General features: G+C 44.4%; 14 protein-coding genes. 5 read left to right on the top strand and 9 right to left on the bottom strand.

Annotated features, from left to right (window positions below; genetic code table 11):
• Nucleotides 1-132 precede the first annotated feature (132 nt).
• Both mutS and AC3IT7_RS08270 read right to left on the bottom strand, forming a co-directional pair.
• Nucleotides 133-2,766, bottom strand: coding sequence for a DNA mismatch repair protein MutS (gene mutS, locus AC3IT7_RS08275; RefSeq protein WP_489248115.1), 2,634 nt, complete (start codon nucleotides 2,764-2,766; stop codon nucleotides 133-135).
• A gap of 735 nt (nucleotides 2,767-3,501) precedes the next feature.
• Nucleotides 3,502-4,395 (bottom strand): LysR family transcriptional regulator, encoded by an 894-nt coding sequence (locus AC3IT7_RS08270; RefSeq protein WP_489248114.1) that lies wholly within the window; start codon nucleotides 4,393-4,395, stop codon nucleotides 3,502-3,504.
• Between the two features lie 148 nt (nucleotides 4,396-4,543).
• Here AC3IT7_RS08270 and AC3IT7_RS08265 point away from each other — a divergent pair, with 148 nt between their 5' ends.
• The 5 genes from AC3IT7_RS08265 (at nucleotide 4,544) to AC3IT7_RS08245 (ending at nucleotide 9,641) form a co-directional block, all read left to right on the top strand.
• On the top strand, nucleotides 4,544-5,581 hold the full coding sequence (locus AC3IT7_RS08265) for a cupin domain-containing protein (RefSeq protein ID WP_489248113.1): 1,038 nt from the start codon (nucleotides 4,544-4,546) through the stop codon (nucleotides 5,579-5,581).
• Nucleotides 5,582-5,600: 19 nt separating this feature from the next.
• On the top strand, nucleotides 5,601-6,818 hold the full coding sequence (locus AC3IT7_RS08260) for a 3-hydroxybenzoate 6-monooxygenase (RefSeq protein WP_489248112.1): 1,218 nt from the start codon (nucleotides 5,601-5,603) through the stop codon (nucleotides 6,816-6,818).
• Nucleotides 6,815-7,453 (top strand): maleylacetoacetate isomerase, encoded by a 639-nt coding sequence (gene maiA, locus AC3IT7_RS08255; protein ID WP_475653341.1) that lies wholly within the window; start codon nucleotides 6,815-6,817, stop codon nucleotides 7,451-7,453. Before AC3IT7_RS08260 ends, maiA begins: the two co-directional genes overlap by 4 nt.
• 34 nt (nucleotides 7,454-7,487) lie before the next feature.
• On the top strand, nucleotides 7,488-8,192 hold the full coding sequence (locus AC3IT7_RS08250; protein ID WP_489248111.1) for a fumarylacetoacetate hydrolase family protein: 705 nt from the start codon (nucleotides 7,488-7,490) through the stop codon (nucleotides 8,190-8,192).
• A 93-nt stretch (nucleotides 8,193-8,285) separates the two neighbouring features.
• Entirely contained in the window at nucleotides 8,286-9,641 is a 1,356-nt protein-coding gene (locus AC3IT7_RS08245) for an MFS transporter (protein ID WP_489248110.1), read from the top strand.
• Nucleotides 9,642-10,250: 609 nt separating this feature from the next.
• On the opposite strand, the gene AC3IT7_RS08240 is transcribed toward AC3IT7_RS08245, so the two are convergent.
• The 7 genes from AC3IT7_RS08240 to AC3IT7_RS08210 all read right to left on the bottom strand — a co-directional run bounded on the left by AC3IT7_RS08240 (nucleotide 10,251) and on the right by AC3IT7_RS08210 (nucleotide 21,068).
• Complete coding sequence (locus AC3IT7_RS08240; RefSeq protein WP_489248109.1) at nucleotides 10,251-12,257, bottom strand: esterase/lipase family protein; 2,007 nt, start codon at nucleotides 12,255-12,257, stop codon at nucleotides 10,251-10,253.
• A 122-nt stretch (nucleotides 12,258-12,379) separates the two neighbouring features.
• Nucleotides 12,380-13,312: an ABUW_2363 family tetratricopeptide repeat lipoprotein gene (locus AC3IT7_RS08235; protein WP_489248108.1), complete on the bottom strand. Its 933-nt coding sequence runs from the start codon at nucleotides 13,310-13,312 to the stop codon at nucleotides 12,380-12,382.
• 120 nt (nucleotides 13,313-13,432) lie between these two features.
• Entirely contained in the window at nucleotides 13,433-14,242 is an 810-nt protein-coding gene (gene cysE / locus AC3IT7_RS08230; RefSeq protein ID WP_475653336.1) for a serine O-acetyltransferase, read from the bottom strand.
• The gene (locus tag AC3IT7_RS08225; protein ID WP_489248107.1) at nucleotides 14,242-15,090 is read right to left on the bottom strand and encodes an RNA methyltransferase; all 849 of its coding nucleotides are present in this window, start codon (nucleotides 15,088-15,090) and stop codon (nucleotides 14,242-14,244) included. The genes cysE and AC3IT7_RS08225 overlap by 1 nt, the downstream gene beginning before the upstream one ends.
• Nucleotides 15,091-15,126: 36 nt before the next feature.
• Nucleotides 15,127-18,699, bottom strand: a complete 3,573-nt coding sequence (gene dnaE / locus AC3IT7_RS08220) for a DNA polymerase III subunit alpha (protein ID WP_489248106.1) — start codon at nucleotides 18,697-18,699, stop codon at nucleotides 15,127-15,129.
• 651 nt (nucleotides 18,700-19,350) lie between these two features.
• Nucleotides 19,351-20,046 carry a methionine ABC transporter permease gene (locus AC3IT7_RS08215; protein WP_489248105.1) on the bottom strand — a complete coding sequence of 232 codons (696 nt, stop codon included), beginning with the start codon at nucleotides 20,044-20,046 and terminating at the stop codon, nucleotides 19,351-19,353.
• Complete coding sequence (locus AC3IT7_RS08210; protein WP_489248104.1) at nucleotides 20,043-21,068, bottom strand: methionine ABC transporter ATP-binding protein; 1,026 nt, start codon at nucleotides 21,066-21,068, stop codon at nucleotides 20,043-20,045. Before AC3IT7_RS08210 ends, AC3IT7_RS08215 begins: the two co-directional genes overlap by 4 nt.
• Nucleotides 21,069-21,132: the final 64 nt, after the last annotated feature.

Genomic DNA, 21,132 nt, shown 5'->3' with positions numbered 1-21,132 from the left:
AACTAACAATTCCTTTTATTGATATTTGTTATATATAGGGCTGTTAAATTTGAAAAAAGCCGGAATAGGGCAAAATTCAAGTATAAATCGGCCGATAGACCCCATATGGGATGAGGTCTATCGTTCATGGAATTAACTTGGCTGTTTGAGTAAATCCTTTAATGCATATAATTGTGCCAAGGCTTCGCGTGGACTCAGGTTGTCTACATCGATGTCTTCGAGCAAGTCTAAGGCTGGGGATTCTTTCTCAATTTCGATAATACGCTCTACCGGCTCCATAATTTCAGGCATTGCAAACAGATCATGCTGCGGACTCAGTGGTTTGGCCAGGTGCTGCTTTTCCAGAATCTTCAAGCGGTTTTGCGCTTCTTTAATGACTGGCGCCGGAATGCCGGCCAGTTTGGCCACCTGCAAGCCATGACTCTGGCTGGCTGGACCATGTTGCACTTTATGCAGCAAAATCAGGTTGCCATTCAGCTCTTTGGCTGTCACATGATAATTATCAATGCCGCTTTCCTTATCCAGTTCGGTCAGCTCGAAATAATGGGTCGCAAACAGACACAAACATTGAATACGTTTCGTCAGATCCAGCACACAGGCCCAGGCCAGCGACAGGCCATCATAGGTACTGGTGCCACGACCGACTTCATCCATCAGAACCAAAGACTGACTGGTGGCATGATGCAGAATTTGCGAAGTCTCGGTCATTTCCACCATAAAGGTCGATTTGCCAGTGGATAAATCATCGGCAGAACCAATACGGGTAAAGACCCGGTCGATAGGCCCCAAGGTGGCCGCTTGTGCAGGAACATAGGCACCGCAATACGCCAGCAAGACAATCAATGCAGTCTGGCGCATGAAGGTCGATTTACCGCCCATATTCGGGCCGGTAATAATCGCCATGCGATGGGAATAATCCAGTCGGGTATCATTCGGCGTAAAAGCGGTTTTGCTTAAAGCCTCGACGACCGGATGACGACCGGCAGTGATGCTCACGCCGACTTCAGGGCTGAATTTAGGACGCGACCAGTTACGTAAACGTGCCTGATGCGCAAAATTGGCAATCAGATCAATCTGGGCAATGGCACTGCTCATCATCTGTAAATTGCCGATATCCTGACGCAGCTCATCCAGCAGCATTTCAAACAGCATTTTTTCACGCGCCAAGGCACGGGATTCACTCGATAAAACCTTATCTTCAAAAGCTTTTAGTTCAGGTGTGATGTAACGTTCGGCATTTTTCAGGGTTTGCCGGCGGATATAGTGCTCAGGTGCCTGTTCGGCCTGTGCTCGGGTCAGTTCAATATAATAACCACTGACACGGTTATAGCCGATTTTCAGTCCGGCAATGCCGCTGGCCTCACGCTCTTTAATTTCCAGATCGATCAGGAACTGGCTGGCATGATCACGAATCTGACGTAATTCATCCAGTTCAGTATCAAAACCTTCAGCAATCACATTGCCATCGCGTAAGAGCACAGGTGGATTTTCCACAATGGCCGAAATCAGGCGTTGATGCAGACCATGAAAATCGCCGAGTTCTGCATTGAGCTGGACTAAGCGCTCCGACTGTTGCTGGCTTACAATCGGTTGCAGGGCGTGGCGTAAAAATGGAATTTGTGCACAGGCTTGACGCAGTTGCACCAGATCACGCGGACGGGCACTGCCAAGTGCAATACGGCTCAGTACACGTTCAATATCGCTAATCTCTTTCAGCACCAGACGAACAGGCGCTTCATGGAAACCTTGTAGCAGTGCCTGAATGGCATCCAGACGTTCATCCAGCAGGGCAGTATCACGCAAAGGTTGCATCAGGGTACGACTGAGCAAACGGCCACCCATGGCAGTCTGGCAGTCATTGATTAACTGGAAGAGTGACGTGCCATGTTCAAACAAAGGCTCAATCAGTTCCAGGTTACGGCGTGTCACCGGGTCTAGCGCAATAAAATCTGAACTCTGTTCTAGCTGAATTGAGCGAATATGCGGTAAAGCGGTTTTCTGGGTTTCCTTGGCATAGTGAATCAGTGCCGCTGCTGCCGCTTTGGCCAATGGCAAATGATCAATCCCGAAACCGGAAAGCGTACTTACTGCAAACTGGTCGCATAAGGTTTTTTGTGCATTGTTCAGGTTAAAGTCAACATTGGGACGCTTTGTCACAGAGATATCAAGCTGTTGCTTCAGTTGCTCGATCAGCGCTGGATCAGCCGTATTTTCATCTAGCAAAATTTCGCTTGGCATCAAACGCGCCAACTCAATCATGAGCTGGTTCAGATCATAATCCTGCTGCTGCACTTTAAATAAGCCGGCACTCAGATCTAGCAGCGCAATCCCGATCTGATTCTGCTGAATGCATAAAGCCACCAGATTGGAGCTTTGATGTGCACCGAGCATGGCATCATCGGTCAAGGTACCTGGGGTAATAATCCGAACCACACCACGTTCAACCGGACCTTTACCTGTGACTTCGCCGATCTGCTCGCAGATCACTACCGTTTCGCCTTTTTTCACCAGACGTGCCAGATAGCCTTCAGCTGCATGGTACGGTACACCTGCCATAGGAATCGGCTGACCATTGGCCTTGCCACGGTGAGTCAGGGTAATACCTAAAATTTTGGCGGCTTTATGGGCATCTTCAAAGAACAGTTCATAAAAATCACCCATGCGATAAAACATCAATGAATGCGGATGCTGCATTTTCACCGACATGTATTGCTGCATCATAGGGGTAAGTGTGGATAGGTCAGGTCCTATATTTGCTGTATTCATATCACTTAAAACCTTTAAAATTAATAATATTTACAATAATTTGCATATAAAAAATTCCTGACGCATCCTGTTGAATCTTACTCAAACCCGAATAACCCAGAGACTCTGTTAGGCCTCTTAGTGTATCTTTTTTTTGGTATGAGCTTTAAATACGAAGAATAAAATGTATCGATTTTGGATTTCTAGTCGAGATTCTAACAAAAACTGTGCTGAGGTTTTTAAGAGGATTTTTAGCTGAGCAAAAAAGACACTGAAACCATGAAAAAAATGCGCTCTGTGTTCTCGTGCGATAGAAAAAATGCACAATGATATTGATGAGAATGAAGACTTGAAGCTAGATAAGGATAAAACTGGTGTAGGGAATAAATTTTTTTTGGCTGAGCAGGCACATTGGATACAAAATAAGTATTTATTGCTGAAGCTACATTTGTGCTCATCAGCATGCAAATGAAGCGAGGCAGGGTGATGATAGGGCAATTGAAAGCTCAAGAAGCGAAGTACCACGAAAACCCATTTGGCCACCGATGCGAATGCATATCTGCCTGATTTTGAAATCACTGGAGTGAAGTCCAAGACAGTCAAGTTGCACTACAGTCAAATTTCGACTGGTCGTTTATTTGATGTAAAGCCAAATGAAAACCCACATCAGTAATTTAATTCCAGGAAATTGAAGTTTGATCATGCTTAAAAAAAACAGGATGAGAATATTTTTATCCCGATCCTGAGAGACAAGTTTTAGTTTTCAGAAAATAATTCAAAACATAGTCGACGTAACCATTGATTACTGGGGCTGGTATGAAAGCGTGCATGCCAATGTTGTTTCACACTGTATTCCGGGAATTTATAAGGCAGGTCTAAAATTTTAAGTTGTCCACGTGCTAAAAGCAGGCGACTTAGATAGTTAGGAATAGTAGCAATTGCATCGGTTTCTTGAACCACCAAGCCTACTCCCAAATAGCTGGGTAATTTGGCCAGAATATTTCGATGGACACCTAATTTTTGTAATTCATGTTCTACCACATAGTGTCCTCCTGTGGCGAGGATATCAATATGCAGCTCCTCAGCATATTGTTGCGAGCTAATTTTGTCATGGGTTAAACGCGGATGGTCGTGATTGGCAATTACTACATAATGCTGCTTGAAAAGCGTTTGTTGATAAAAGCCTGCCTCTAATTGAGGAATAAAACCGATCGCTAAATCAACTTCTCCAGCAGCCATCAAATGTTGTGTATCTGTATCAATAGGAATGATATTGAGCCGAATGTAAGGGGCATTTTCACGTAAATAGTTTATTAGTTTCGGCAATAAAACCAAATGACTAATATCCGTCATACTAATATTAAATTGATGGTGAGAAATCTTCGGATCAAACTCTAGATTAAAGTCATTAATGCTTTGCAGCCGGTGAAGTACCTCTTGTACATGTGGATATATATTGTTAGACAAATCAGTAGGCTGCATATTATTACCGATACGAACGAAGAGACTGTCTTTAAAGTGTTCACGTAATTTATTCAATCCGATACTCACTGTAGGCTGCCCGATTCCAAGCTCTAAAGAGGCTTTCGAAACACTTTGATGTTTATAAATGGCGCTAAAAATAATTAATAAACGTGTATCGATATCCATATCTCTTCTCAAGCCCCTGTATTGATTTAATCAATACAGCGTATTGAGTTTTGCTCATAGATTCAACCCGATTGGGTTGCTAGATTGCATCCAGGATATAAAAAACAATGCTGGACAGTATTGGTCATAACGATATAGGAGATATGCAATGGAACAGCTCGCCACATTAGCCGACTTGCCAAAAAAGTATTTAACCGATCTAGAGCGAAGCAATCTGGTGCCATTATGGCCAAGTTTACGTAATGTTCTACCTCCTCTGAAACCTATACCGCGTACCCAAAGTATTGTATGGAAATACCAGGATATAAAACCGTTATTGATTGAAGCAGGTGAGTTAACCCCGATCGAGAAAGCCGAGCGTCGTGTACTGGTGTTGGCTAATCCTGGTCATGGCCTGGAAAACATGCGAGCGACTTCAGTCATTTATTTAGGGATGCAATTACTTTTACCGGATGAATGGGCTCCGGCACATCGTCATACACCCAATGCAGTACGTTTGATTGTGGAAGGTGAAAAAGCCTATACCACGGTTGAAGGCAAGAAGTGTCCTATGCAACCTGGCGATCTGATTTTAACGCCTTCAGGGTTATGGCATGAACATGGGCATGATGGAGATGAACCGGTGATCTGGTTAGATGTACTGGATTTACCTCTGGTGTATTACATGGAAGCTTCTTTTGTAGAAGGTGGTGATTGCCAACCTGTACAACGAGTGGAAAGTAAATCTCGTTATGCCGCTGGTCTGGTACCCACTTCACATCATATTCGTGGCGAACAAAGCTATCCAATGTTGCGATACCCATGGCAAGACGCCAAACAATTACTGCTAGATTTAGCAGCTGAACAAGGTGATACACCTGTTCAGGTGGCATATATAAACCCTGAAACTGGAGATGATTGTCAAAAAATCATTGGTTACTCGGCATTAATGGTACGTCCTGGCGAGAAAGTTGAATTGCAACCACGCTCTGCTGCCATGGTATTTCACGTGATCGAAGGTGAAACCACAATCACCATTGATGGCAAGGCATCACATTTAGGCCCAGCCGATACGGCATGTGCCCCATGTTTTGCTCATATTGATCTAATCAATAACTCGAATAATGCCTGTTTCTTATTTATTGCCGATGAAGCGCCAATTCAGAAGAAACTTGGCCTGTACTCAACTCGACCACGTGGTGAATAGTTTTTAAAGGATGAAAAACATGTCAAATCAAAATATGCCTATTTTAATTGCAGGTGGCGGTATTGGCGGTTTTGCAGCAGCACTTGCCCTGTCCAAACGCGGTTTTAAAATTCAGGTTTTAGAGCAAGCACCGCACATTGGTGAAATTGGAGCAGGTATCCAGTTGGGGCCTAATGCATTCAACGCTTTTGATGCCCTGGGGATTGGTGATCGTGCACGGGCACGGGCGGTCTATACTGATTATATGGTCATGCATGATGGCTTGAATGAATATCAAGTGGGCCGAATTGAGACTGATGAAAAATTTATCCAGCGCTTCGGTAATCCTTATGCAGTGATCCATCGTGCCGATATTCATGCTTCACTGGTCGAAGGCGCACAAGAACATGGTGAGATCGAAATCATCACGGATTGTTGTATCGTCAGTGTTGATCAAGATGAAAATAGCGTTACCGTGACAGATCACAAGGGTAAGCATTATACCGGTCAAGCCTTGATTGGCGCAGATGGTGTGAAGTCGATAGTACGTGAAAAATATGTGGGCGATCCGGCCCTGGTAACTGGTCATGTGGTCTATCGCGCAGTGGTGCCAAAGGCAGAGTTTCCGGAAGATTTACAGTGGAATGCCGCCAGTATTTGGGTGGGTCCAAACTGTCATTTAGTCCATTACCCGTTGCGTGGCGGTGAAGAATATAACGTTGTGGTCACTTTCCATAGCCGTGAGCAAGAGGAGTGGGGAGTCAAGGATGGTTCCAAAGAAGAAGTATTGTCTTACTTCCAGGAAATTTGTCCTAAAGCACGTCAGCTCATTGAGCTACCCAAATCATGGCGCCGTTGGGCAACCGCAGACCGTGATCCAATCGACCAGTGGACCTATGGCCGTATTACCTTACTCGGTGATGCTGCACATCCCACGACGCAATATATGGCACAGGGTGCCTGCATGGCGATGGAAGATGCTGTCACTTTAGGTGAAGCACTGCGTGTAACCAACAACAATATTGATGCAGCCTTTGAGATATATCAACGTGCACGGGTAGCACGTACGGCACGAATTGTCTTGTCATCCCGTGAGATGGGCAAGTTGTATCATGCCAAAGGTGTTCAGCGTATGGTGCGCAATGATCTTTGGCGTGGTCGTTCAAGTGAAGACTTCTATGATGCGATGGCCTGGTTATATAACTGGAACGTTGAGAATTGCCTTGATGCGGCAGATCACTATATAGGTGCAGCATGAAATTATATGGATTTTTTCGCAGCGGCTCCTCACATCGTACCCGTATCGTCTTGAACTTAAAGAAAATCGAATATGAGCTATTGCCTATATCTTTAAGAAACAATGAGCATAAGAAAGCTGAGTTCAGAGTGATTAATCCTCAAGGCTTTGTACCTGTACTTTCGATTAATGATCAGCAATTGATTCAGAGTCCAGCAATTCTCGAGTGGCTGGAAGAAACTTATCCCGAATATAGATTATTACCAGAGAGCTCGATAGCACGTGCACGAGTACGGGCATTAGCTGCACTTATTGGTTGTGATATTCATCCGATTAATAACAAGCGTATTTTGGAATATCTGAGTAACACACTAAGGCTGGATGATGCCCAGATCCAAAGCTGGTGCCAGCACTGGATTGAGGAAGGATTTGGGGCACTTGAGCAATTGCTGGCTGCAGACATGACTCGGGGTAATTTTTGTTATGGTGAGTCGCCTACACTGGCAGATGCCTATTTAATTCCCCAAGTAGACTCCGCGAAACGCTTTCAGGTGGATATGCGTAAATATCCCAATATTCAAAAAATTTACGATGAATGTATGAGTTTGCCAGCATTTCAAGCTGCAGCACCGATGAATCAACCTGATGCTGCTTAAGACAGCAAATTCACTTATGAACAAGGAAAGACATATGAGTTTTGTATTTAATCCAATGTCAGTTGTAGGCTTAGCTATCCAGGATTCTGAAGATTTATTTCCGGTACGCCGTGTTTACTGTGTGGGACGTAACTATGCTGCACATGCACGTGAAATGGGCTTTGATCCAGATCGTGAACCGCCATTCTTCTTTTGTAAGCCGAATGATGCGCAATCGATTGTTTCGGTTCCCGCAGACAAAGCGGTTGATATTCCTTATCCAGCATTAACAAACAATTATCACTATGAAATTGAACTGGTGGTCGCGATTGGTAAAGATGGAAAGGATATCGCTGTAGAAGATGCAGCAGATTATATCTATGGCTATGCCGTAGGTTTAGACATGACGCGTCGTGATTTGCAAATGGCAATGCGTGAAAAAGGTCGTCCTTGGGAAGTCGGTAAAGCTTTTGACTTTTCGGCACCTGTAGGGATGATTCATCCGATCAAAAGCACTGGCGAAATCACCAATGCAGATATACATCTTACTGTGAATGGAAAAACAGAACAACGTAGTGATGTTAGCCATTTGATCTGGAATATTGCCGAAACCATTGCCAACCTGTCAACTTTGTTTGAGCTCAAACAGGGTGATCTGATTTTTACAGGGACACCGGAAGGCGTTGGTGCCGTGGTACGAGGCGATGTCATGCGGGCAGAGATTGCAGGCCTCACAGGTATTACAGTCAATGTTGTCTAAAGCATTTCAATTGATATGCCCTCAAGTCTGACTTGAGCGGCATTTTTTGCAAGGAATGCATAAAGTCGCCCTAGAACCACAAGGATATGTGTCATGTCAGAAAATCAAAAGATTGATGTACAAAGTTTTATTGATCAAAATCCTCTTTCACGCTCACAAAAACTCATTATGTGGCTGTGTTTTATTATTGTCGCGATTGACGGTTTCGATACAGCGGCAGTCGGCTTTATTGCGCCAGCCTTAAAAGTTGAGTGGGCATTACAAGCTGCAGATTTAGCACCATTGTTTGGTGCAGGCCTATTTGGTCTCATGGCAGGTGCTTTAATCTTTGGCCCGCTTGCTGATAAGTTTGGCCGCAAACCGATTTTAATCGGTTCCGTTATATTATTTGGTCTTGCAAGTCTCGTCAGCGCTTTCAGTCCAGACTTGCAGAGCTTAATTATTTGGCGATTTATCACCGGTTTAGGCCTTGGTGGTGCAATGCCGAATGCCATTACCTTAACTTCTGAATATAGCCCAAGTAAGCGTCGATCTAGTCTGGTTACTTTAATGTTTTGTGGATTTACTATTGGTTCTGCACTAGGAGGAATAGCATCTGCGCAATTATTACCACATATTGGCTGGCATGGTATTTTAATGATTGGCGGCATTTTACCTCTACTTATGGTGCCACTGCTGATCTGGTTATTGCCCGAGTCATTACGTTTTATGGTGCTCAAGAACCATGCGCAAATAAAGATCAATCGCGTGATGCAACGTATAGCCCCACATTTGGCTACACTGCCGCGCTTATTACCTGTCAGTAATGAAACCAAAAATGCAGGAATCAAAGAGCTTTTTAGTCGTCAATATGCTTTAGGCACTTTTCTGATTTGGTGTACCTTTTTCATGAGCTTATTGATCATCTATATGATTTCAAGCTGGATGCCGACTTTACTGACGAATGAAGGTTTTAATCTGGTAAATGCTTCATGGTTAACCTCAATTTTCCAGATTGGGGGAACAGTTGGAGCGATTGCAATTGGTATGTGTATGGATAAAGTGGAGCCTGCCAAAGTATTGAGTTTTGTTTATATATTAGGTGCAGCATTTTTAGTCTGCTTAGGTCTAGGTATTGAACAGGGCAATCTACTGGTGCTCATGCTGGCTATGTTTGGTGTTGGGGTGGGGATTAGTGGTTCACAAGTCGGTGTCAATGCCTTTACTTCAGGTTTCTATCCAACGCATTGTCGTGCAACAGGTGTAAGCTGGGCAAATGCAGTAGGACGTTCCGGTTCCGTCATTGGCTCGGTCATTGGAGGATGGTTAATGTCATTGCAACTTTCCAGTTTTGAAATCATGTCCATTTTAGCAATTCCAGCATTATTAGCGGCGTGTGCTCTATATATGATTAAACATCTGAAAAAGAGTCATGAAGAGTCTATAGAAATGAAGCCTGTGAAGTTTTAACTAAATACAGATTTAAGAGCTTAGACAGCCCATAAAGATATGGGCTGTCTATTTTTTCGAGGTATGTATCATTCTTTATTTCAGTGGTTGAAAGTATTGGATCGCCAGCGATTTTGTAAATACCTTTTCTTTACTTCGCAACTCAGTCTCTTGTTTACACTCAAAGTTAGAGGTTTAGCATAGTGGCTATTAGACATGGTTAAGCAACTTAGGAATAAAGCGGTGAGAAAAAGCGAACAGCTTTCAGCACTGATTAAAAAATTCTGGCTGGAATCTGATGCAATTTATAGTGAGCGTAAGATTTACTGTGATTTGATAGAGATGAGCGAATATTATGCTATTAACCCGATACAGTGGCTCATGAACGCGAAAAGTCTTGGATCACAGTGTAGCTGTGCTTAATCTGGTGTACCCGCTGTGTTGTAGTAGAAAGATCAACCATAATTTCTGAACTGGTTATTAAAAATAAATCCTGTCCATAAGAGATAGATACAAATACTTATAAGTAGACGATATTTGATAATTTAAAGCATATGTCGATCAGACTGATTTCCAATAAAAAACCACCGCATGCAACATGCGGTGGTTGATCTAAATTAAATTGATTCTTTATTTTGGATCATAAAGACCAAGCTCAGACAGATGTAATCTGAGAATGCGGCGTAATTCCAGTACCGCTTCCGGGGTTTCCTGAATCGAGTGCCCACCCTTGATGACTTTACTGGATACCGCGCCTGCCAGATAAGCACTTTCGTATGAAACGATACCATCACTCATGAGCTTGGGATCTTGAGTATCTACGTTATTCCCGATAATAGAATGAAATTTAATCCCTTTCGCAGGCTGTATATTCTCAGTCAGGGCATTAAATTTCGAATTTTCACTCAAGTCACTTGGGCCATTCTGAATCAGGTCATGTCCCAGTTCTTTGACAAAGTCTTTTAACCCGATTTCGCCTTGTAAGGTATCAGCAAAAGCTCCTAAAAATGCACCGGGTATGCGGATAACTTTACGGGCCAGTTTAGTATGCCAGCGATCGGCATACTCTGTTCCGCGATGTGGTGTTGCCAGGAAAATGGCCCGGCTAAAATTCGGAATGGGCTGCATTTGCAGGCGTGCCTGAAACAGCGGATTATCTTTAAATTGTTCAATGCGGCTATTTTTTACCAGTTTAAAGGCATCTTGAGTAATATCAGCCTGACTGACCATCAAGCGTGCAATCACGCCACCCATACTGTGTCCGACCAGTACAGCATCTTTTTTGGCCGCCGCATTGTTCGCAACCCGGGCAAAACCTTGCTGAACCAGGGCATTAATCTGGAAACGGCTCTCCAGTATCGGCATGTTGGTTGAATAGAACACTTGCCAGACCTGAAAATTTTCTCTTAACACCGGATCGCCCATAATATCATTGGTCAGACGAATCCAGGCTTCGGGACTGCTGGCCAGCCCATGAACCAAGACCAGTACCTTTTTGTTGGGATTATAAGGTTCCAGCATATACAGATGTGGCATGCTCAGACTATCGTCACGATTAATCAGGGTCAGGTAGGCCAGTCGTCCCAGATTGTTTTCGGCCAGCCATAAGCCATATGGTGCAGAAAAATTGGCTGCCAGTGCATATTCCTTAGACGCGATCTTAATTTTTTCATATTTATACGGATCATACAGTTTCAGATGAAACTCAGATGCAGATAAAATCTGTTCAGTACTGTTTGCGGCTTTGGGAACCGCCGTGATCGTGGTGGCTAGATAGCGGGCGGAATGAATATTGGGGTTGATGCCATTTGGATATTTATGCCTAAGCGGGTCTGTAATATATTTTTTATCCTGCTCGGCAAGTTTTTTTTCTGGCAGTACCACTACAAATTCTGAACCGAAACCATCGCGGCGGGTAATCGAACGCAGGCCGGAGAAGTTCATGTTATAGGTGGATAGCAACTGTTCAATCGGCTGGTTTTTCAGTTGTGGAAAATTTTCCAGATCTAGGCTATATACGCTGTCACCAACCTGAATTTTTTGACCGGACTGTTTGCTTTCATGACGTTCAGCATAGCGTTGAATCAGATGGGCAATCGCCAGGTTGTAAAAATCACGGATCTGAACCTGACGGTTATCAAAAATACGGTCTTGCGGGGCACGCTCGGTTTTAAACAGATAGGCATAGCTATAACGAATGCTTTGATCCAGCATGCTGAGTTGCTGATCCAGACATTTCTGGATATTCTGTTTTTGCAGCTGTTGCTTTTCCTGTGACTGGGTCTTCGTCAGAACACTGGTATTGCATGCAGCGGACTTGGCACTCTGTAAAGAATTGGCCAGATATAATTCACTTGCGGTAGAAAGTAATTGTTCATCTAAAATCTGGGGAATATTTTTAAGATCCTTGACACATTCTTTTGGTTGATCAATACAGACCTGGGCTTCGCGACCCGTCATGGACAAGACATTTAAACTGGCTTCGCTGAGCTTGTCGCGTGTCAATATACTGTCACGCTCATTGCTCAGCGTGACATTAATCGCCTGTTCCTTAACACTGACCACCTGACAGCCGCTCAATACACTGGTGATGAGTAAAGTGCACAGCATTCGTCTTTTATTTATTTTTTCGTGCATAAAACTTTTCACTGGATTCAAGTTACAAATTTGGATAATAGGTTGTATTTTACTAATTTTTTCTCATAAAAATAGACCGCCGTAGCAGTCTATTTGTAATCAGATGAATTTAAAAAATCTGTTTATTGTGCTGATGAAGCGGGAGCCGGTGTTGCTGTCTGCAGAATTTGCCAGACATTCCAGCGGCCTTGTTTCTCAATTTCCTGAATCAGACGGTCTGCCACTTCAGCTTCTTGCGGATATTTGATTTTATAGTTTGCCAAGGTTTGAATGGCATTTTTCTTCTGTTCCAGCGCAATATAATTATTGGCTGCAGCCAGATAGGCTTCCTGAACGCCAGCTTTCATGGCTTTGTCCAGATAAGGAATGGCTTCACGTTGACCACCACCTTCAGACAGGCCAAAACCAAACCAGAAGTTGACTTCAGGATCATCCTGGTTAATTTTGAGAATACGCTGCGCATAGGTGAGCGACTTGGTGGTATAGACTGAACCCAAGTCCAGGTTACGTGCCATCACACTAGCTTTAAAGGCACGAATCAAAACATCGAAAGATGCATTTTCACGTGCAGCTAAAGTGTCGAGCTGCTGTGTAACTTCACGCAGTTTAGCTTCAAAGCCACGACGTTCCTGACGATCACTAAAACGTGGTGGATAATGACGTGCTTTACCTTCGACCATTTGCAGGAAATCATCAATCTCAGTAATGTCGATTTCATTTGCATTTGCCAGAGCCGCATAACGCATGGTTCGTGTATTGCTATCCACCACAGGAATAATCAGCTTATTCACGTCCAGGCTTAATTTTTTCGATGGATCATTCGGATCAGTGACAACCATTTTGGTCACCGGCTGAGCTGCCGCTTTTTGCAAATGCACTTCAAACGGTGGTGGTTCATTATAATTGAATGGATTTAATGCATAAAATGGCGGGCTCAGTTCAGGCTCTACAAAAACCACTTGATCCACAGGTTTCTCTGCAGGTTTCTGAGAGATGGTCGAACATGCTGTAATTGAGAATGCTAAGCAAGCAAGCGCCAAGGGCTTAAAGGTCATAATGTTCATCCATTCGTGTTATTTTTTAAAACAGCTAGTACAAAAATCACATGACCGTCAGTCTATGAAAACTCTAACGATCATGCAAGTAAATGCGTGTTACAAAATTAAGCGCTATATTCAGGCTTTAGATTGACTGGTTTGCGCTTCACATTCACGACGCGCTTCTTCCAGAATCTGTAATTCTTTTTTGCTTAAAGGCTGGCCATCTTGTTGCTGTTTATTAAAAGTTGGATCGAGCAAGGAAAGACGGTTGCACAAGTTATTCATGCGTTTTTCATTTTGCTGAATACGGTCTAATAGAATGCGCATGCCTTCGAGAATCGGGTCAGACTGATCTTCGGTTGCAGCATAGGGCTGGAAGCCGATACTTTCTGCATAATCACGACGACGGGTTTCTGCCTCATCTTTAGGTTTGTCTTTGGTGATAAAGCGTGCCGGGTTGCCGACAGCGGTTGCGTTCTCAGGAACTGCCTTGGTGACGACTGCATTCGAACCAACCTTGGCATTTTTACCCACGGTAAATGGCCCGAGAATCTTGGCACCGGCGCCGACGACCACACCATCTTCTAAGGTCGGATGACGTTTGCCTTTATTCCAGGTCGTTCCGCCCAGAGTTACACCATGATAGAGCGTCACGTCATCGCCAATTTCGGCAGTTTCGCCAATAACCACACCCATGCCGTGGTCGATAAAGAAGCGGCGGCCGATCTTGGCGCCCGGATGAATTTCAATGCCTGTGGCAAAACGGCTAAACGAAGACAATGCACGTGCAGTTCCTTTACAGTCTTTATTCCATAGCTCATGTGCCATACGATGCATGATGAGCGCATGGATGCCAGGATAAGTGGTTAAGACTTCTAAGGTATTGCGTGCTGCAGGATCGCGCGCAAAGACAGCTTGAATATCTTCTTTGAGCTGTTTTAGCATTAGATTTGATCCTCGTCCTTTGATGATGTGTGTGAAGATTTTTTCCAGGTACCGTTATTCAATGCCTGAACACGGCTGAAAATACCACGAAGTAAATGATATTCCATACGATCTAATTGTATACGTCCAAAGAGACGACGCAAGCGTAAAGGCAATAATCTTGGATTTTTTGGATCCATAAATTCAATTTCGGCCAGCATTTTTTCCAAATGCGGATAGAACTGTTCCATCTGGGCATGATTGACCAAAGGTTCATCCCATTCCATTTCAATGCCATCAATGACTTGCATGGTCGCTTTAGGGTCTTGTGGCTGTTCAATTTGACTCATCGTTGCCATGCGCATTTCATAACAAATTACCTGAATCGCCTGTGCCACATTGAGTACGCCGTAGTCGGTATTTACTGGAATGGTTAAGTGATAGTTGGCCATTGCCAGTTCTTCATTGGTCAGACCGCGGTCTTCACGGCCAAACAGAATCGCGACTTCTTGCTGCTCTTGCACCACAGCAGTCATGGCTTTGGTCGCAGCAGGGCGTACATCTAGAAGTGGCCAGGGAATGGTACGGCTGCGCGCGCTAGTGCCAAAGACAATCTGGCAATCTTGAATGGCATCTTCAAGCGTTTCAACAATCTCGATCTGTTCGATCAGGTCGGTTGCACCTGCAGCCAGTGCATCAATATCCGGATGCGGATAGGTTTTTGGTGCCACCAGAACCAGCTTAGACAGCCCCATGGTTTTCATGGCACGTAAGGCACTGCCGATGTTGGCAGGTAAAGTGGTATTGACCATGACAATACGCACATGGGAGAGATGTGCTGAAACAGCAGCATTGTCAATTTGACTCATGAGGATTCCAATTCAAACGTTTTTAAAAATCAGGATTTATGAATATTGTGGCTGGGATTCAGCCTGATACAGTTCCAGCGCATCATCCATGCTCATATCGGCAGGCGGCGGGGGAACATCAATCGGTCTGGCCTGTTCATAGGACACGGCTTTGGCGGCCTTGGACTTGACCTGATATTCGATATGCAAGGCTTCTTTGCCAAAATAATCACGTAATTTGGCCAGCAGTTCATCCAGTGGCGCAACTTTCCAGTTGAGACCCAGATGCAGTTCAGTCATGGCATAAGGATAATCCAGATACAGAATCACCGGAATGTGTGCGGACATGTCGATATTGGTATATGGCGTCAAAATCTGTTGCAAGTCGCGGCTTAAACTCTTGCTGAAATGTTCAGCGCTTAAGCTAATCTTGATGCTATTGGCACGTTTCTGGCGAATCTCATTCAGGCTAAAGGCTTTAGTCAGACGGCCCATCGGGCGGTCAAAGCCTTCACGTTCATAGATTTCACCTTCGATCACCACCACTTTATCCAGCTGGATAATTTCTTTAAAGCGGTTAAAGCGTTCGTGATTAGCCGAAATTTCAATCCGTGCCGTGCCATCATCCAGGGTCATCATCATCCGGTTCGGGAAGTTGGCAATATCCACCACCAGTCCGGCAAATACTGTCGTCACGCCACGACGGGTCGGTGTCAGTTCATTGATCTGGCATGGCACAAAGGATTTCAGTTCATTGCGATAGACATCAATCGGGTGCCCGGTCAGGTACAGGCCAAGGGTATCTTTTTCACCTTTCAGGCGAACTTCATCTGCCCACGGCTTGACTGGTTTGGACGGCTTGCGCTGAACTTCTTCAACTTCACCAAACAGGTCCATGATCCCGGTTTCACGATTTGAACGCGCCTGTTCTGCAGCTTGCACCGCTTCCGGTAATTGTGCCATCAGGTCAGCACGATCAATACCCAGGCAATCTAAAGCACCTGAACGAATCAGTGCTTCCAGGGTACGCTTGTTGATTTTTTTCAGGTCAATCCGGTGACAGAAGTCGAATAAGTCACGGAAAGGGCCTTGCTGCATACGAGAGTCAATCACGGACTGCATCGCAGCTTCACCGACACCTTTGATCGCGCCCAGACCATAGACAATGGTTTGCTCATCAGTGGCATGGAACTGGTACAGTGACATATTCACTGAGGGTGGTAAAACTTCCAGATTATTCTTGCGGCAATCATCAATCAGGAATACCACGTTGTCGGTATTCTGCATCTCCGAAGTCAATACTGCTGACAGGAACTCAGCCGGATAATGCGCTTTCAGCCATGCGGTCTGATAGGCAACCAGAGCATAGGCGGCCGCATGCGATTTGTTAAAACCATAACCGGCGAATTTTTCCATATAGTCGAAGATATGGTTGGCAGTCGCTTCATCAATGTCTTTTTTCGCAGCACCTTCAATAAAGATCTGGCGCTGTTTGACCATTTCTTCCGGTTTCTTTTTACCCATGGCACGGCGTAGCAGGTCCGCACCACCAAGAGTATAGCCGGCACAGTACTGTGCAGCCTGCATCACCTGTTCCTGATAGACCATAATCCCGTAGGTCGGTTCTAGTACGCCTTCAAGCAAGGGGTGCAGATATTCAAAATCACCGCCATGCATCCGGTGAATAAAGTCAGGAATCAGATCCATCGGGCCTGGACGGTATAGCGACACGAAGGCAATAATTTCTTCGAATTTGCTCGGGCGTGCCTCTTTCAGCATCTTCTTCATGCCCACGGATTCAAACTGGAATACCGCAGTGGTATTGGCATTGGCAAAGACCAGATACGCGTCTTTATCTTCCAGTGGAATATAGGCAATATCTAGAGGCTTGTCAGATTTGATGCGTTTATTGATATTTTTAACCGCATCTTCAATCACGGTCAGGTTACGTAAACCCAAGAAGTCAAATTTCACCAGTCCGGCAGATTCGACATCGTCTTTATCGAACTGTGCCACACGTGAGCCGCCATCCGCATCACACATGACCGCAGAGAAATCGGTAATTTTGGTCGGCGAGATCACCACACCACCCGCATGTTTACCGGTATTTCGGGTAATGCCTTCCAGTTTGAGTGCCATTTCCCAGATTTCGGCTGCATCGTCGTTATCTGGATTGGAAGGGTTGGTTACAATATCTTTCAGCTGTGGTTCAGCTTCTAAAGATTCCAGCAGGCTCAAACCCAAAGGCTTGGTCGGAATCATTTTCGAGATCCGGTCTGCCAGGCCATAGGATTTCCCTAGAACCCGCGCCACATCACGAATCGCCCCTTTGGCCGCCATGGTACCGAAGGTTGCAATCTGCGAAACTGCATCACGGCCATAAGTACGTGCAACATAGTCAATCACCCGGTCACGACCGGCAATACAGAAATCGACATCGAAGTCGGGCATCGAGACACGTTCCGGGTTCAAGAAACGTTCAAACAGCAGTTCATAACGCAGCGGATCAAGGTCGGTAATTTTTAAGCTATAAGCCACCAGCGAGCCTGCACCCGAACCACGACCTGGGCCTACAGGGACGCCGTTACTTTTCGACCACTGAATGAAGTCCATCACGATCAGGAAGTAGCCCGGAAATCCCATCGAGTTAATGATATTAATCTCGTATTCAATTCGCTCATCATAAGGCTTGCGAATCTCTGGCCAGTCTTCGTCACGCTGTTCAGGTGGATACAGGAAATTCAGGCGTTCTTCCAGACCCTGTTTGGACAAATGCGCAAAGAAGGTATCAATGGTATGACCTTCAGGGATTGGATAATCTGGCAGGAAGTATTTGCCCAGTTGCAGGGTTACATTACAACGCTTGGCAATGTGATAGGTGTTCTCAATCGCAGATGGAATATCCGAGAACAGCGCCGTCATTTCTTCTGCAGATTTAAAATACTGTTCAGGTGAATAAGTTTTAGGACGGCGATTATCACCAAGCACATAACCATCGGCAATGCAGACCCGGGCTTCATGCGCCTCATAATCTTCACGGTTCATGAAGTGCACATCATTATGTGCGACCACACCGATATTATATTTTTTTGCCAGCTTGACCGCTTCCAGAATGAAATCGTCTTCATCTGGACGATTGGTACGGGTCAGTGCGATATAAACCCGATTGCCAAATTTTTCCACCCATTCTTCCAGCAGCGGTTCGGCTTTTTGCGGGTTGGAACTCATCAGCATCTTGCCGACATCGGAGTGCATGCCGAGCAGGGCAATCATGTCCTCAGACTGATTCAGAATCCATTGTTTCTGTACACAGGGAATATCCAGTTGCTGACCACTGATAAAGCCTTCAGACACCAGTTCGGTCAGGTTGCGCCAGCCAGTATTGGACATGGCCAATAGGGTCATGCGATGTTCGGCATCATTCAGGCGAATTTCAGAACCCAGAATTGGCTTTATGCCTTTACCTAAGCATTTGCCATAGAATTTGACTGCAGCATGCAGGTTAGAAAGATCCGTTAGCGCAAGGGCAGGCATCTGTTCTTTTTCGGCAGCTTTGACCAGGTCTGGTATCCGTACGATGGATTCAGTAATCGAAAATTCTGTATGAATACCAAGATGAACAAAGTGCATAGATGAGTCCCTGCTAAAACCATTGAATAGTTTAACATGGGATTTATTGTTGCAGTTTGAAAATGCGGGGAAATGCTGAACTTTTAGATTTTAATTAAATGTTGATTTGGGACTTTGTTCATATGTATATCGAGATGGGATTGTTAACCGAAATTGAATTTCTGACTAGCGACATGGATGTCGCCAGTTGATCTGTGGCACAAGGAAGTGCCATCAGATCAACAAAGGGGTTTTGTTACTTTTGCCCAGTCAAAAGTAAGAGAAAACTATAAATAGTCGAAGTTTGCTCTTTCTAATATTTAAACAAAAAGCTTTAATGAGGGTTAGAATAAATAACTTGATTAGAAAAGTTAAAGTTTTAGAAAGTAAACGATTTAGAGCTGATAAAAGTTAATAATTAAAATTTAGTATTTTTACTTTTGAAAGATGAGCAGCACTGCTGCGCAAGGTAACAAAAAATCTTTTGTTGGCTTGATGATATGTCCATATATCACAAGCTAACAGGCGACATCCATGTCACCCTATCCCGATAGCTAATAAAGTGTTAGATATTTGAAAAGTAACTTCTCACACAAGTTACTATATTCATGGAGTTTATATGAAAAAATAAAACCCTCAAAAAGAGGGCTTTATTCATATATAAAAACTAGCTTAACGAAGTCGGGATAACCAGTCACCGAGGCTTTGTACAATCTGCACCAGAATCAGCAATACAATCACCGTCATGATGACGACAGAGCTATCAAAACGCTGATAACCATAGGAAATCGCCAAGTCACCAATACCACCGGCACCGACTGCACCGGCCATTGCCGTTGCTCCAATCAAGCTGATGGTTGCAGTGGTCAAGTTTAAAATAAGTGAGCTACGCGCTTCAGGTAAGACAAACTTGAAGATAATCTGCATCGGGGTTGCACCCATGGCTTGTGCAGATTCAATAATGCCTTCATTTACTTCAAGTAGCGAGGTTTCAACTAAACGCCCGATATAAGGACCAACATAAATGGTCAGTGGCACAATTGCAGCCCAGGTACCAATTGAAGTACCGACCAGAAACTTGGTCAATGGAATTACTGCAATCAACAGAATGATGAACGGCAGCGAGCGCAGCGCATTCACAATCGGATTGAGACCGTGATAAATCACGCGATTCTGCAAGATACCGTTAGGACGCGTTAGTACCAAAGTAATTGCCTGGATAAAGCCCCAAATACAGCCAAACAGCATGGCGAAAAACACCATATGAAAGGTTTCTTGCAGCGCTGTCACGAACTGGTCCATCGACAGCGAGCTTTTCCAGAACGGCGCAGTCAATGTTGTCAGCCACTGTACAATTAAATCTCTCATGCCTGTACTCCTGCTTGATCAACCTGTACGCCATGGTCTTTCAGATATTGCACTGCAGCGCTAATCTCTTTGGAGTCGCCCAGGAGCTGAATAAACATCTGGCCAATCACTGCACCATTAATCTCGGTCATATTGGCAAACAGAATATTTAAACTGATATCAAACTGTTTAATAACAGCCTGAATTACGGTTTCCTGAGCCGAGCTGCCGAGGAATTTCAGGCAATAAATACTGTGATGATTCCGGTTCTCCAGATTATTCAGGATATTGACCGGTAAATGTTGCTGAAGCACGGTCTGGATAAAATTCTTGGTGGTCGGGTGTTGTGGCTGACTAAAAATCTGTAGGGTGCTGCCGGTTTCAATGACATCACCTTTTTCCATCACCGCAACATAATCACAAACGGTCTCGATGACATCCATTTCATGGGTAACCATGACAATGGTAATACCTTGCTCTTTATTGATTTTTTTTAGTAATTGCAGAACTGATTTAGTCGTTTGCGGATCGAGTGCAGAAGTTGCCTCATCACAGAGTAAAATCTTGGGATGATTGGCAAGGGCGCGGGCAATCCCCACACGTTGCTTTTGACCACCAGACAATTCATCAGGAAAAGCATGCCGTTTATGTTTCAGGTCAATAAAGTCTAATAATTCTTCGAGGCGTTTTTCCCGTTCTGCTTTGCTCCAGCCCAGAAGCTTCATTGGCATTTCGATATTGGCCGCCACGGTTTTGGTTTGCATCAAATTGAAATGCTGAAAAATCATGCCGATGCTGGCACGTTCCTGACGCAAGGTTTTGGCATTGAGTGCAGTAAAATCTGTTCCGTTAATGATGATCTGACCTGAGCTTGGACGCTCAAGTAAGTTGATCAGACGGATGAGGGTACTTTTACCGGCACCACTATAACCGATGATGCCAAAAATACTGCCAGTTGGAATCTGAAGATTAATCTGATTCAAGGCATGCAAGGTTTGACCCTTAAGCTCATACTGTTTTGAAATATCTTTAAATTCAATCATAGTGTCAAAAACTGCATCACGGATAAAAAAACAGGCAAGAAATCGTCCTTGCCTGTTCTAAAAG

Source organism: Acinetobacter sp. KH_038, from assembly GCF_057839405.1.
Note: the sequence above shows the minus strand (reverse complement) of the source record. Positions and strands in the feature narration are given on the sequence as shown.